The sequence below is a fragment of the Bacillus sp. OV322 genome (assembly GCF_900112495.1).
GTDB lineage: Bacteria > Bacillota > Bacilli > Bacillales > DSM-1321 > Peribacillus.
On the sequence record NZ_FOMA01000009.1, the window covers coordinates 31846 to 45910 of the forward strand.

Genomic DNA, 14065 nt, shown 5'->3' on the forward strand with positions numbered 1-14065 from the left:
AACAAAAAGTGTTTAAAGGATAGTCTCGGGTATAATGGACAGCTATTTCCACTGCAGGATGCTTCGCTTTCCGCGGGGCGGGCGGCGAGCCTCCTCTGCTGCGCCTGCGGGGTCTCACCTTCCCGCTGATCCCACAGGAGTCTTGCACCTTCCGTTCCAATCAGCCTATAGCTATTTATAAAGTTTCTACCTAAATTCAAAAGGTGAAGTTACTGAGGGATTTAAGGAACAACAACCATTTAAGGGTGAGAGGAGGGGAGTATTTAAAAGATATTCTGAGTTATACTGGCCTGCTGACTTCATGAGGGATTGCCTCACAAAATAAACAAAAAACATCAATCGTTAAGAAATGATTTTTTATATTTTGTTTTTTTAATAGGGTAAGGTTGAATTTACTTTACAGAGATAAAGTTTACTTTATCAATATGAAAAAATACTGCACTATGGGATATTTATAATTCCCAATAGTTATATATGGACTTCACTAATTAAAGAATGAGTATTTCCTTCTGTGTCTTTAAAAAAGGTCATCCAAGTTTCAGTTTGTTCCATTTTTGCAACTATATGTGGTTCGTCAATAAAATAAACGCCTTTTTCAATTAATTCTTCATGAACTTCTTTAATATTCTCAACTTGAAAATATATGACAGAACTTGATTGAGCAAAATCTTCATTTTCAGGAAGGCTAAGAAGAAGGCGAGTACCATCACAATCAAAGAATGCCATAGAGTCTGTGCTGAATAGTAAAGGAAGTTTTAATAAATCCTTGTAAAAACCAACTGCTTTTTCTAAATTTTTTACGGGTATTCCTATTTGTCCAACCTTCTGAATAGAATTTGCAATCATTGAAAACAACTCCTTAATTTTATTCTATCTAAATTTTTTGAATATAAAATAAACTATATAATGGTAAATATACCAATAATTATATTATGCTGTCTAGGTGAAAATATCAAAAAAAGAGGGCCGGAAAAGTCCTCAACTAATTTAATACTCTTGCAACAATCTTTCAGAACATAGCCTAAAAATATATAAGAAAAAAACATTGTTGGAAAACTTATTTTCTGGAAGCTCATTTATGGTTTTTTGTTTATAATAACTGGTTTGATACGTATTGCAGTAGATTCTATGCCCTCATTTTATGAACAGCATTTCCGTATTAGGACGGCTGAATTTGCAGGCAAATATATGAAAGAACCTTTTTTGATTGGGGAATGATTTTTTCTTGTGTTTTTAGAATAATAGATACAGGGGTGGTAACATGAAGATAGAGTTCGTGCATGAATATGATATCAGTAATGAACTGTCTGCAAAAATAGAAGAACTATTAAATGACAGTTTCCCCGAGATATATCCCAAGAATAGGATTTATTTTAAGCAGCTTCCGCATTTTAGATTTCTTGCCTATGGTCAGGAAAATCGGCTTATTGGACATGCTGGCCTGGATTATAGAGTGATGAATCTGAACGGAAAACCTTTAAGAATACTGGGTGTTATTGATTTATGCGTTGCGGGGAATGCGCAGTCACAAGGTGTGGGTTCGAGTTTATTGCTGGAAATTGATGCGTTTACCGAGGGGCGCAAGATTGATTTTATCCTATTGTTTGCAGATAAGATGAACCTATATGTGAAAAATGGATATCAGCCGGTTAAAAATCTATGCAAGTGGCTGAAAATCAATCAGGAAACACATGAAACAAAGGGGATAGGGAGCGAACACATCGAGGGGCTAATGATTAAAAAAGCGGGGAAAGCCAATTGGGAAGAAGGGGAACTTGATTTATTAGGGTATCTGTTTTGATGGGTGCCTTTGTTATATGGGCCGGCTGATTGGAACGTAGGGATGCTTCGCTTTCCGCGGGGCGTGCGGCGAGCCTCCTCGACTTACGTCTGCGGGGTCTCGCACCTTCCGTTCCAATCAGCCTATAGCTATTTAAAAATATTTACCTAACTTCACGAAGTCAAATTCCTCAATTAATAAGGAATTTGGCTATTGGCTATCATAAGTCGAATCAGTCTGGAACAGGCAGCTATCATTCCCCATGTTACTAACCGTTGTTGATTCATTACAGAATCTAATGACATCTAAGAACTGCAGCCAATTCCAATTCGATAAGGGTCAAGGTATTTGGTGCCAAAGGTACATCCAGTCATAATCATAAAATAGGCTCAGTGGACCGGTTTTTTATGAGCACGATTTTATTTTAAGATCATTCCATATTTTTTATGACGCTGTATGAACCTTCTGTAAATTAGTATATAATGGAAATTATAGGGGGAGTGAAAATGAAAAAAATAGTTAGTGTTTTTCTCACGGTAATTGCGTTTTTAGCGGTGAACTATTTTGTTAGCACAGTAGCTAAAGGCAGTTTCTTAGATTACTCTTTCATTGTGGGGCTGCTTCTTACAGTTATAGTTAAGTTTTTCACCTCAAAAGGCGGAGTTTCTGCAAAAATGGCTGAGGGATATACCCAAGCTACGACCACTGAACGAATGGAGCATAACAATAAGGAATATTCCTTTTCCCCAGGTGCTGTTTTTTATACAGGAATCGCTTATACCGGATTATCTGTATTGATTACTGTTATTCATTATAGAAGTTATTTCTAAATCAGATGTAATATGAATAATAGGCTGCTTCGGCGGCTTTTTTTGCTTTATAATAAAATATACATATTTTAGAAATGAACCTGGGGATTGGGAGGGACTATATTTGGGCAGTTTTATCATTGAATTCCTTTTTGAAATTGCTGTTGAAGCAGTTTTTCATTGGCTTCCTAAACGATCACGTGAAAAAATACTTGCCAGGCACATTAATAGATTAAGAAAAGAAGACTGGTTTTGTGAGCTTGAGAGGGATTACCGCTATGAATATATCATCTGCCAAAACAGCAGGGTAAGGAAATTTTTAAGCAGAGAAAAGAATATTAAACTGATTACGAATGTGGACACCGAAAAAGATAAATTCATTAAGCTAATTGAAGAGGAGCATCACAAGTTCACTACCGGGCGTTAAAGATATATAAATAGGAAAAAAGGAATTAGAGAAACATTTCCTCTTGCGTTAAAATTAAGTAGTTCAGTATAACAGCAACTTAGAAAAAAAGAGGGGAAACATCATGAAAAAGAATTGGATTGCCGCCTTACTAACTGCATCTATTGCTTTGTTCGGTGCAGGCTGCAGCGGAGCAGATACAACAGCAAGCAAACCGGCACAAACAGAGAAGCCGGCAGACAGCAGCACCCAACTGTCTGGGAATACTCAAAAGACGAAGGAAAAACCTTCACAAACTTCACCGAATGCTGCACCAGCTTCAGGTGTGTTAAAGGTCTATTTTTTTGACGTAGGACAAGGTGACAGCACATTAATTCAGACGCCTAAAGGTGAAAATATATTAATAGATGGCGGTAACAATGATAAAGGGGACGATGTGGTACGCTATCTGAACCAGCTGCATGTAAATGAATTGGATGATATGATTGCTACCCATCCAGATTCAGACCATATTGGCGGACTGGACACTGTCCTTGATCACATAAAAGTTAAAAACGTATACACTCCGCGTGTTACTCATGACACGAGAACATATGAAGACTTTTTATTAGCCGTAAAAAATCAGGGACTTAAACTGAAGCAGGCAAAAGAAGGAGTCGACCTTGGGCTAAAAGGCGCAGAAATGAAGCTTGTTGCACCGGTCAGGAATTATGGTTCCGAGATGAACGACTGGTCAGCTGTTGCCAAATTGACGTACGGGAAAAAGGGCACCTTCCTGTTTACCGGGGATGCTCCATTCCGCTCAGAAGATGACATGATAGCGTCAAATCAGGATATTTCGGCACAAGTGCTGAAGGTAGGTCATCATGGTGCCAAAACGGCAACGAGCCAGGATTTTTTGAATGCGGTGAAGCCTAAATATGCCGTTATTTCAGTAGGCCAAGGCAATAGCTACGGACATCCGACTGAAGAAGTATTGAATCTGTTAAAAGCAAATGATATAAAAATCTTCCGTACGGATGAAAGCAAAACCATTTTAGCGACAACGGACGGAAATGACATTCAGTTCAAATCGGTTTCAGCTTTGACGCCAAATCATTCGGGCAGCAGAACCGCAGCCATCACACCGCCGCCAGTTAAAAAACCAGCTATGCCGAAAACGTCTGTTCCGCCAGTTACGAAACAAACACAGCCGAAAGCCGGTACATTAAAGGCAGCGCTTGATGACAAAACGCCGCAGCAATATCATGATGTCCATTTAATGGTCACAGGCATAACAGGAGCCAAGTATACTGCAACCTTTCATTATAAAAGCAAAGACACCGTCTACGAAGGAACAGTTGGAACGCCGCTTGAGGTAAGAATAAGCAGGGCTGCTGCGGGGTATGAAGTAAATATAGACGTTGAAGCAACATCCAATGGCAAAACCTACACCACCCAAACTTCATTTATCCCGCAATAAGGAGGGCAAAGTAATGAAATATATTGTTGACCGTATCGAAGGCGAGCTGGCAGTTTGTGAAAAAGAAGACAGATCAACAGAGGATATTCCGCTAAAAGAACTTCCTGCAGGCGTACAGGCAGGAGACGTGGTGATCAAAGAGAACGGAAAAGCACGAATTGACAAATCCGGAACGAAAGAGCGCAAAGCCTATATTGATTCATTAGCCAATGAGCTATTTGAATAGAGCCATGAGAAATCATGGTTCTTTTTTTGCTCTGCTGATAAGGGCAGAAGGCCGCTTTTTTTCAGGTGGTTTGTTTATCCTTGATTATGAGGACGAAATTTTAGGTATCCTTAACAGACGGAGAGGAAATATACACATGGATTAGGCCCTGCAAACATGCAGGGCCTCAATAACTCAATCCTTGTGCTGCTGCTGGCTAAGCCAGGAATCAACATGATCTAAATTAAAAACAATCATGTCGGACAGCGGTCTAAGATGCGGAATGCTTTTATTAAGTATGAGCTCAAGGATTTCCTCCTCAGTCAGCGGATAATTAACTGAATGAAGATATTTGATTAAGCTCTTGATGCCAACAACTTTTCTCATCTAATCACCTCCCGCCAAGCTCTCTTTGTTTTGCAACAAAGAAAACTTAGTAGAAGGTATTAAAGAGAAATGCTGACTTGCTTTCTAAGTAAATACCCTATTTTTTATAGAAATACACATCAAGGCATTTACGCAGGAGCGGGATGCCATTATGATGCACAAATGAAAAACAGGTGAATCCGTTATTCACCTGTTTTTATTGAACTAGTATTACGCTAAGCTCATTGTTACATTCCTAACTGAAAATCCCATTTGCTTGTAAAGGTTAATAGCCTGATTTTCTGAGAATACATTCAGACGTATTTCCTGGTATCCTTCTTTTTTTAGACTATTGATTCCGCTGTTCATTAGCTGCTTGGAGATACCTTTGCCCCTGAATTCTTGTTTTACATATAGTTCGTAGATAAAGCCAATTGCTTCATCCGTAAACTGGTCTTTACTTTTACCTAATAAAATCCACCCCATCAGCTGATCCTCCTCTGAAGCTATTAAGTAATAACAGCCTTTTTGCAGCAGAGGTTGAACTATCTGGTTGATTTTCTCATCAGTCGGCATGAAACTGCCTACTGTTCCTTCAAATAAGGCTTGCGGTGACAGCCTTATGATTTCTTCAAGCTCATTTTCGGATGGTTTTCTGATTTCCATAGTACTCATTCCCTTCGTACAGTTTCGGCACATCATACATTTTTTTCCTATCTATAAAATATCATAAATACGTCCCGTTTTACCCTTTTTAATGGGAAACCTGCAATTCGCTCGAATGGACCGTGATTTGGCTCTAATGAAGCTGGATTTCGCTCGAATCAGATGTGAAATGAATCGATTATCCATATAAATGGAAATTTTCGAAAGAAAATCGTGCCCCGAATACAACTTTTTTTATCTCTGCCTCTTTTTTTGCCGAAAGTATTGTTACTAGGACAAAAACACGATGAAAATATTGATGAAAACCCTCCCATCATATATTGTTAAATGAAAGGGGGAGGAATAATATGGCAAGAAAACTGGATTTTCAAGAAGATAAATTGGTGATTCATTTTACAGGGATGACGAGTGTTGCCGCTTTGAAAAGTATACTGGAGGTCCCTTATACTGCTATTAAAAATGTGAGCGTTGGAAGCTTTGACATCCCTTTGCTGAACTTCCGGGTAGGCACTTCAGGCTTCGGTGTGCGGGAAGGAAGATTCCTTGTTGACGGAGAATGGTGCTTTGTTTCATATGAGAAAAACAGTAATTTGGTCATCATGGAACTGGATGATCAGGAGTTCTCGAAGGTCGTATTTGAGACCGATGAACCTGAGAATGTAAAGGACGAGATTTTATCAAAAGTGAAGCAATAGATGAAAAAAGTGCTAGGTTATCAGATGAAGGTTCCATTCCTATTGGCTTACCACACAATTGCTGGTATAAGAAGGGGTGTTCTATAAAAATGCTTAGTAAAATATCCATTATTTTTGCTGTTATTGGCGTTCTGTTCCTGGGTTCCTCTTATATTTATTCTGGGAATCTTGAATTTTTAATGATAACAGGAATTGGTGTATTGTTCATTGGCTTACTGTTAAGTTTTGGTGCTATGTTTAAAAGGGAACAAGGAAGCATAAAGTTTCTCGCTATTGCAGTGTTTTTCCTCTTTAGTTTTTTAATTACTGCGTATGATCCATTCCAGATTGTAAGATTGTTAACTTGGATGAAAAACTAATCAGTATATATTAAAGGAGCCTGCTAATCAAGCTCCTTTTAAGTGTGCTTTTTTTCGGAACATAACAGTTCTCACCTTGTAGTGTCCTGATTTTATAAAAAAAGGAAAACACCCTCTTTGGATAGAAGTACTCTTTATCAGAGGAGTGTGATTTCATTGAAAAGAGAAGTGTTGAAGGTCATGTCGCTGCCGGGATATGAAGCGGAAATTGGCCGATGGTTATGGTGCCTGGAGGATGTCCGTTATACTTTGTTGAAGGAAATAGACGGAATCAGCCAGCGTGTGCTTGACGGGAAGGTTGATGAAAGGCAGAGTATTGGCTCGCTGCTTTATCATATTGCGCTGGTGGAGGCGGATTGGCTGTATACAGAAGTACTGGAGTCTGAGTGGGATCCAGAGATTCAGTCGTTATTTCCTTTTGAGTTCAGTACGGAAGATGGCAGGCTGACACATGTTGGGGGACAAAGCTTGGGGGAACATATTAGCCGCCTTAACATGGTGCGTGAAGTGTTTCTTTCCCATTTTCGCTCGATGGATTTGGCGGACTGGCAGAGGGCAAGGGTGCTGGAGCGTTATGATGTGACACCTGAATGGGTCGTGTACCATTTGATTGAACATGAATCCCATCATAGAGGACAGATTGTTCACCTGCTAAGAAAACTGCAGAATGGCCAAGAGTAGCAGTCATGCTTTACCTGGAGGGGAAACGGTGAAGATTAAAGTGCTTATTGCAGATGATAACTCTTTTATGTGTTTAAAAGGAATGCACAAGGAGCTTGGCTTTGCGTGATAGACAACTCCTATGGCACAGATCTAATCAATAGCCCGGCACTTTAGCTATTTAACAAAAAGTGGATTTACAAGGTATTTCGAGAAGGGAATTTTTTACTTTATGTCGAAAGTAATCTTTATCCGGAAAAAGGGGTGTAGAGAGTTATGAGAGGACTTTCCATTCAAAGTATGGTAGAAGATTTAAAAAGTAAACTCGATGAAGGCAGCATGCTGAGCAATGAGGTGGGCGGGAAGCGCAAATGTGTGTTTAAGGAGCCGGGAGATGCTGATTCTTTAGATAGGGTCATTGCCGAAACGGGCTGGCACATACCGGAGGATTTAAAACATTTTCTGCTGATGCATAACGGCGCAGACTTTTTTACCAATGAATATGGACCCGCTTTTCAGATCTTTTCCATAGAAGAACTGCGGTTCAATTTTGAATTGATGGTGCTTACCTTAACACATGATTCCCTGTCTGCTGCTGAGTACCTGCGGAATCATTGCTTTCCGATTGGCTACTTAACAGACGTTGGCCCGATTGTTATGGATTATAGCAAGCTCAAGAATCTGGAAAGTGAGCATATCCTCATTGTAGGCGAAGAAATCAAAGACCTGAATTGCGATTTTAAAACCTGGCTTGATCGGATGATACGTGTCCAGGGCGACATGTATTGGGAATGGAGTGCAGAAACGGTTCTATTAGACTGACTGTGTGGTTTCTTCAAATAAATAAGATTTAGAGACCGGGGCAATCTTTTGTTTTGGTCTTTTTTTTCGGTGAAAATTGATGACTTGCATGATTTGGACTTCTGTCAATTAAGAACTGCTTGAAAACTCTTACAGGATTAATTTCTAAATTACGGTGCTTTTATATTTGATAATACATATTTAGGAGGGATATAAATGATTTTTGAAATGACTACTCAGGTTAGAATAGCCAATATTGAAGAAGGGCAAAAGTGGTATGAAACACTGCTTAATAAGAAGCCTGATTTTACTCCACACGAGGGATTTGCTGAGTAGGAACTCATTCCAGGATGTTGGTTGCAGGTCGCAGAAGGACCTCTTACCGAGGGTAACGGACCTATACGTTTAGGAGTTACTAACATTGAGGCTGAAAGAGACAGACTTATTGAAGATTTAAAGATTGATCGTTTTGAAATATATTCAAGACCCGAAGTACCAGTGAAATGGGGAACATTTACAGACCCTTGGGGAAATCGACTTGGGTTTTTCGAATACTTAGATAAGGGCGAAGAGCAAGAACGTATTAAAACTATCATTGGAACAATAGAAATTTAAAAAGTCTTGTTAGAAAGGGAACTCCGAGGGAAGTTCCCTTTCATCTATGATTAAAATAAAACAACAAAGTTTACGAAAATAGCGATTAAAAAAAGCTGTTCGGATATAGTTTCTAAACAGCTTTTCCTATTTTAGTTCAGTTCTAATTGGGTTTTCATTTCTTTTTGGATCCGCTGCTTTTCATCGTCAGCTACGAGTCCGTAGTAGATTTTGTTGATCATGGTGCCGGTTTCTTTGATGCTCATTTGCTGTATGTTGCGGCCGGCAGCTTTGTAGTTTTTCTGGATATCGATCATTTCCTTGAAAGTTAGGTTGGTTTGGACGTTTGTGCTCAAGGCTTTGAAGATATCTCCGTAATTGGCAAGTGTTGATACGCTTGCTCCTTCATTGATGACCTGCTGGATGATTTCACGCTGCCTCTGCTGGCGGCCGAAGTCTCCGCGCGGGTCTTCATGCCTCATCCTTGAGAATTTTAATGCTCGTTCTCCGTTCAATGTAACATTGCCTTTAGGGAAGTGGGTGCCATCAGAAGTGAAATCCAAATCATTGTAGACTGTGATTCCGCCAACGGCATCGACGATATCCTTAAAGCCTTCCATATTGATTTTCATATAATAATCCACCGGGATATCAAGGAATTTTTCGACTGTTTCCATCGACATTTTCACTCCTCCAAAAGCGTAGGCATGATTGATTTTGTCTACGGTGTTATGGCCGACAATTTCTGTTCGGGTATCACGCGGAATGCTGAGCATTTTAACGGAATTATTGTTCGGATTGACGGTCAGTACTATCATGGTGTCAGAGCGGCCGCGATCTCCTTTGCGCTCATCCACGCCAAGCATAAGGACGGAGAATGGATCTTTCTTCGCCAGTGCTACCGGTTTTGCGCGTTTTTCGGATTTATCCCGGTCAATGGGTCTATGCATGGTATCGACAACGGCAGTTAAAGAGTGATAAACAGAGTATGCATAAGCGCCAGCGGCTAAAACAAGCAATAGGACAATGATGCCAAATGCTTTTGGCCATTTCCTTTTCTTTCTTCGTCTTTTTTCTTTGCTCATGATCGTTTCCCTTCTTGTTTCATATCAATCTTTATTTAGATAATTATAGGATAGCGCGGAGCAGTTGAATAGAATTTTTTATCTAAAATTGTATTTTTTTACAAAGAATGATTATTTTTCAAAAATAGGTTTGACACTTTCGTTTGTCTCAGTGTACTATTTAACTAGAACACTAATATAACAAAAAAATACAGTGAAGGTGCTGATTCGTATGTTTGCGTTGAAAGGATTGCTGAAAAAGGAGTGGCTGATTGGTAAAAAGATGCTGTATGTGCTGCTGTTTCTGCAGGCTGCCTTCTTTATCATTGGATATGCCTCGTCGTGGTATTTCCGTAACTCAAGCGTGTTTACCCTGATGATGTTTGGCATGATTTTATTTCATATGGGAGGCATACCGGCATTTTTGTGCTATTTGCTTTCGGCTGACGGAAAAACGCAGCTATGGCTGCATAATCCGAATTCCTCGGGGCTTTTGCTTGGTGCAAAGCTTATAATGAGCCTGTTTCTTCATTTCCTGTCCATCCTAGCTGCCTGTTTTCTTGCATTTGTGGTCCTGCATTTTAGTGAGGATATTTTTTTCAGAGGAGGAGCGAAGGTAATAGGTGAGCCAACATTTGGCGAATTGCTGGTGCTTGCGGCCGCCGTTTCAGTTTCAAGCTTATTTATCGGAGGCATTGTCCTCTTGCTGTGGAATCTTTATCATTCACTTGCAAGGGTCAGGATTGTGAGAAGGGTCCGCTGGCTTGCTGCTATTCTGGGTTTTGCTGCAATTACTGTTTTATGGAACTGGATGACAACATTTGCTTTTTATAAAAAAATGGAGAGCATCGGAAGTTTTCATTTCCATACGGTAAGCAATTTTAAGATTACCTTCCATTCAGTAGGATTTTTAACAGCCGAAAACAGTTCTTCCATTATGATTCTCGCATTAAGGACCATTTTCTTCATTTTTGCTTTTTGGCTATCAGCACGGCTTTTTGACCGAAAGATTGAGGTGTAAAACATGGCAGAGGAATTTCATTCTTCAAAGCCCATATATCTGCAGGTAGCAGACAGGATTTATTCCTCGATTGTGCGGGGCGAAATCTCGTATGGAGATAAGCTTCCGTCTGTGAGAGAAATGGCTGTGAATATGGGTGTGAATCCAAATACGATACAGCGGACATACGCTGAGATTGAGAGGGAAGGCATTGTGGAAACGAAGAGGGGCCAGGGGACATTTGTCAAAGAAGATCCGGGGATTGTCTCTTCCCTGCAAAATCGCATGAAAAAAGAGCTGATTGAAACGTTTGTGGGCAACATGAAGGAGCTTGGGCTGACAGCAGACGAAATGGTTGAAGGCGTGCAGCACTACTTCATGGAAAAAGGGGGCAATGCAGAATGAGTGTCAGCTTAAAAAACGTGATTAAGCATTACGGGGGGACATATGCATTAAAGGATGTTTCGCTTTCCTTTGAGAAAGGGAAAATATACGGCTTGCTTGGTTCCAACGGCAGCGGAAAATCGACCATGCTTAAATTGATTTCCGGTTTGGCAAGACCCTCAGAAGGTGAAATCAGGGTCGACGGGGAGAAGCCCGGCAGAAGAATCGCCTCAAAGGTAGCCTATTTACCTGAAATTGATATTGTCTATGGACAGTTTACCGTAGCAGAACTGATTGATTTTCATCATTCCCAATTTCCCGATTTCCATAGACAGAAGGCGGATGAAATGCTAGAATTTATGGGAATTGCTTCCATGTCGCGCGTCGCTTCCCTGTCAAAGGGGAATCGCGGAAGGGTTAAGCTGGTTTTGGCCCTGTCCCGCACGGCGCCGGTTATTCTGCTGGATGAACCTTTTTCAGGACTGGATCCCATGGTCCGTGATTCATTGGTCGCAAGCATGCTTTCATTTATCGATTTCGAGCAGCAGACAGTTATCATCGCTACACATGAAATCGACGAAATTGAAACCATCCTCGATGAAGTGATTTTAATTGATGCAGGACATATTATTGCCAAAGAAGAAGTAGAAAGCATCAGGGAGCTTCATGGTAAATCTGTGCTAGGATGGATGAAGAGTTGTTTTGAACGCAAAAAGGAGAGTGTTTGAGTGGAAACCGTTGTTTCATTAACAAATGTAACGAAGAAAATTAAAAACAAAACCATCATTGACGACATCAGCTTTGAAGTATATGCAGGAGAGGTATTCGGGTTTCTGGGTCCAAACGGCGCCGGTAAGACGACTACAATCAGGATGCTTGTAGGCCTTATGCAGATTACCTCAGGAGATATCCATATTTCCGGACACAGTGTGAAAACGAATTTTGAAGATGCCGTCAAGAATGTTGGAGCCATCGTCGAAAATCCGGAAATGTATAAATTCATGTCAGGCTACGATAATCTGAAGCATTATGCCAGAATGAATAAAAGCATTACAAAGGAAAGAATAGACGAGGTGGCAGATCTTGTCGGGCTGAAGGACCGCTTGAAGGAAAAAGTGAAAACCTACTCCCTTGGGATGAGGCAGAGACTTGGCCTTGCTCAAGCCTTGCTGCACCGCCCAAAGGTTCTGATTCTGGATGAACCGACAAATGGCCTTGACCCGGCAGGAATCCGCGAAATGAGAGATTATATGAAGAAGCTCGCCCGCGAAGAGAATATCGCGATCATTGTATCGAGCCATCTTCTTTCTGAAATGGAAATGATGTGCGACAGAATCGGCATCATCCAGAAAGGAAAAATAGTCGATGTGCAAAATGTCCGCGAAATCATGAAGGAAGAAAAACATGCCCATCATATCCGCGTGAAGCCTCTGCAAAAGGCACAAGACATTCTGCGCGCGTCATATCCTGAAGCGGATATTAAAGTGTCTGGCCAGAATCTTGAAATTGATGCCGTCCAGATTCCGATCCCGCAGGTTATTAAAAAATTAGTAGAAAACGAGTGTGAAATTTTTGAGGCCTCTCCTGTACATGTTTCACTGGAAGATAAATTCCTCGAAATCACCGGTGAAGGAGGAGTCGCATAATGGGTTTGATTATAAACGAATGGGTGAAAATTTTTAAACGAAAAGCAACGATAATCATGCTTGGCCTGCTTGTGCTGTTGGTGCTGGGAGGAGCTATCACTCTTAATATCTTCAACAAGGATGATGCAAAGCCAAATTCCAATTGGAAAACAGAGCTTAAAGCAGAAAACAAACAGTTAGAAGAAGATATGAAAAGTGTTCCCGGTGATTCAGCTAAGAATTATATGAAAAAAAGTATTGCTGAAAATGACTACCGCATTGAACATAATCTGCCGGAAGACCATTATACCGTGTGGAGCTTTATGGATGATATGCAGGGTGTCATCAGTTTAGTAGCACTCTTTACTATTATCATAGCAGCTGGTATCGTAGCCAATGAATTCAGCTGGGGCACCATTAAACTGCTCATGATCCGCCCTATCAGCCGTGTGAAAATCCTAATGAGCAAGTATGCGGCGGTCATCGTCTATGCACTGTTAAATCTTGTTGTCCTGTTTGTGCTAAGCCTTATTTTTGGAGCTATATTCTTCGGGTTTGGCGATACATCTCCATATCTGGCATATACAGATGGCCATATTGTTGAGAGAAATCAGATTATGCATCTGATTGGGGCTTATGGGATTTCTTCTATATCGATGCTGATGTACACCACAATGGCCTTCATGATTTCAGCAGCTTTCCGCAATAGCTCGCTTGCAATTGGAGTATCCATTTTCCTGCTTTTATCAGGAGCAAGCATCACCAACCTTCTTGCCATGAAATTCGATTGGGCAAAATACCTGCTGTTTGCAAATGTGGACTTAACACCATACTTTGACGGCAACGCTTTGATCGATGGCATGACCCTATCATTCTCGCTCGTCATGCTGCTCATTTACTTTATTATCTTCCATGTTGTCGCCTTCCTTACATTTGTGAAGAGAGATATCGCGGCATAAAATGAAAGCTTCAGATCTCGGCCCTTTTTGGGTGGATCTGAAGCTTTTTTTGCGTTAGATAGATTTGTAGCATTTAAAAGGTGTAGTTTTGTCCTTAATGCAGGGTTTTCATAGTGACTTATTTCCAATTAATTGGATAATAGGTTGCAACTCCTGGTTGATTCGAGCCAAATTCCCTATGATTCGAGCCAATTCAGGCCAGATTCGAGCCAAATCCCCTATGATTCCAG

Annotated in this window: 18 protein-coding genes and 2 pseudogenes; 16 read left to right on the plus strand and 4 right to left on the minus strand. The window is 40.5% G+C overall.

The features are described 5' to 3' along the window. Positions 1 to 468 precede the first annotated feature (468 nt). On the minus strand, positions 469 to 846 hold the full coding sequence (locus BM126_RS19385) for a VOC family protein (protein ID WP_090991074.1): 378 nt from the start codon (positions 844 to 846) through the stop codon (positions 469 to 471). 415 nt (positions 847 to 1261) lie between these two features. On the opposite strand from BM126_RS19385, the gene BM126_RS19390 reads away from it, so the two are divergent. The 5 genes from BM126_RS19390 (at position 1262) to BM126_RS19410 (ending at position 4683) form a co-directional block, all read left to right on the plus strand. After that, positions 1262 to 1801 carry a GNAT family N-acetyltransferase gene (locus BM126_RS19390; protein ID WP_090991075.1) on the plus strand — a complete coding sequence of 180 codons (540 nt, stop codon included), beginning with the start codon at positions 1262 to 1264 and terminating at the stop codon, positions 1799 to 1801. A gap of 485 nt (positions 1802 to 2286) precedes the next feature. After that, the gene (locus BM126_RS19395; RefSeq protein WP_090991076.1) at positions 2287 to 2610 is read left to right on the plus strand and encodes a hypothetical protein; all 324 of its coding nucleotides are present in this window, start codon (positions 2287 to 2289) and stop codon (positions 2608 to 2610) included. A gap of 103 nt (positions 2611 to 2713) precedes the next feature. Continuing rightward, positions 2714 to 3016 carry a hypothetical protein gene (locus BM126_RS19400; RefSeq protein WP_090991077.1) on the plus strand — a complete coding sequence of 101 codons (303 nt, stop codon included), beginning with the start codon at positions 2714 to 2716 and terminating at the stop codon, positions 3014 to 3016. A 103-nt stretch (positions 3017 to 3119) separates the two neighbouring features. Continuing rightward, a complete protein-coding gene (locus BM126_RS19405; protein ID WP_090991078.1) occupies positions 3120 to 4457 on the plus strand; it encodes a ComEC/Rec2 family competence protein in 1338 nt (445 codons plus the stop codon). Between the two features lie 13 nt (positions 4458 to 4470). Further along, on the plus strand, positions 4471 to 4683 hold the full coding sequence (locus tag BM126_RS19410) for a DUF3006 domain-containing protein (protein ID WP_090991079.1): 213 nt from the start codon (positions 4471 to 4473) through the stop codon (positions 4681 to 4683). Between the two features lie 174 nt (positions 4684 to 4857). Here the strand turns inward: BM126_RS19410 and BM126_RS19415 are convergent, their stop codons facing one another. Together BM126_RS19415 and BM126_RS19420 are read right to left on the minus strand one after the other, a co-directional pair. Beyond that, entirely contained in the window at positions 4858 to 5049 is a 192-nt protein-coding gene (locus BM126_RS19415; protein WP_090991080.1) for a hypothetical protein, read from the minus strand. Between the two features lie 210 nt (positions 5050 to 5259). Beyond that, positions 5260 to 5694, minus strand: a complete 435-nt coding sequence (locus BM126_RS19420; RefSeq protein WP_090991081.1) for a GNAT family N-acetyltransferase — start codon at positions 5692 to 5694, stop codon at positions 5260 to 5262. 347 nt (positions 5695 to 6041) lie between these two features. Between BM126_RS19420 and BM126_RS19425 the strand changes: the two genes are divergently transcribed. The 6 genes and pseudogenes from BM126_RS19425 to BM126_RS19450 all read left to right on the plus strand — a co-directional run bounded on the left by BM126_RS19425 (position 6042) and on the right by BM126_RS19450 (position 8824). Then, on the plus strand, positions 6042 to 6389 hold the full coding sequence (locus tag BM126_RS19425; RefSeq protein ID WP_090991082.1) for a hypothetical protein: 348 nt from the start codon (positions 6042 to 6044) through the stop codon (positions 6387 to 6389). Between the two features lie 89 nt (positions 6390 to 6478). Next, complete coding sequence (locus BM126_RS19430) at positions 6479 to 6748, plus strand: hypothetical protein (protein WP_090991083.1); 270 nt, start codon at positions 6479 to 6481, stop codon at positions 6746 to 6748. Between the two features lie 156 nt (positions 6749 to 6904). After that, positions 6905 to 7429 carry a DinB family protein gene (locus tag BM126_RS19435; RefSeq protein WP_090991084.1) on the plus strand — a complete coding sequence of 175 codons (525 nt, stop codon included), beginning with the start codon at positions 6905 to 6907 and terminating at the stop codon, positions 7427 to 7429. Positions 7430 to 7495: 66 nt separating this feature from the next. After that, positions 7496 to 7585 (plus strand): annotated as a pseudogene (locus BM126_RS19440) (DUF4440 domain-containing protein); the annotation flags it as partial. Positions 7586 to 7708: 123 nt separating this feature from the next. Beyond that, on the plus strand, positions 7709 to 8230 hold the full coding sequence (locus BM126_RS19445; RefSeq protein WP_177201514.1) for an SMI1/KNR4 family protein: 522 nt from the start codon (positions 7709 to 7711) through the stop codon (positions 8228 to 8230). A gap of 195 nt (positions 8231 to 8425) precedes the next feature. Continuing rightward, positions 8426 to 8824, plus strand: a pseudogene (locus tag BM126_RS19450) (VOC family protein). A 131-nt stretch (positions 8825 to 8955) separates the two neighbouring features. On the opposite strand, the gene BM126_RS19455 reads toward BM126_RS19450, so the two are convergent. Beyond that, the gene (locus tag BM126_RS19455; RefSeq protein ID WP_090991086.1) at positions 8956 to 9888 is read right to left on the minus strand and encodes a polyisoprenyl-teichoic acid--peptidoglycan teichoic acid transferase TagU; all 933 of its coding nucleotides are present in this window, start codon (positions 9886 to 9888) and stop codon (positions 8956 to 8958) included. Between the two features lie 211 nt (positions 9889 to 10099). Here BM126_RS19455 and BM126_RS19460 point away from each other — a divergent pair, with 211 nt between their 5' ends. From BM126_RS19460 to BM126_RS19480, 5 genes are read left to right on the plus strand one after another with little or no spacing between them, the layout of a single operon-like run. Continuing rightward, entirely contained in the window at positions 10100 to 10888 is a 789-nt protein-coding gene (locus BM126_RS19460) for a hypothetical protein (protein WP_090991087.1), read from the plus strand. Positions 10889 to 10891: 3 nt separating this feature from the next. Continuing rightward, positions 10892 to 11272 (plus strand): GntR family transcriptional regulator, encoded by a 381-nt coding sequence (locus BM126_RS19465; protein ID WP_071353317.1) that lies wholly within the window; start codon positions 10892 to 10894, stop codon positions 11270 to 11272. Further along, positions 11269 to 11979 carry an ABC transporter ATP-binding protein gene (locus BM126_RS19470; RefSeq protein WP_090991088.1) on the plus strand — a complete coding sequence of 237 codons (711 nt, stop codon included), beginning with the start codon at positions 11269 to 11271 and terminating at the stop codon, positions 11977 to 11979. Before BM126_RS19465 ends, BM126_RS19470 begins: the two co-directional genes overlap by 4 nt. After that, positions 11980 to 12897 (plus strand): ABC transporter ATP-binding protein, encoded by a 918-nt coding sequence (locus BM126_RS19475; RefSeq protein WP_090991089.1) that lies wholly within the window; start codon positions 11980 to 11982, stop codon positions 12895 to 12897. It begins immediately after the preceding gene. Next, on the plus strand, positions 12897 to 13835 hold the full coding sequence (locus BM126_RS19480; protein WP_371261476.1) for an ABC transporter permease: 939 nt from the start codon (positions 12897 to 12899) through the stop codon (positions 13833 to 13835). The genes BM126_RS19475 and BM126_RS19480 overlap by 1 nt, the downstream gene beginning before the upstream one ends. Positions 13836 to 14065: the final 230 nt, after the last annotated feature.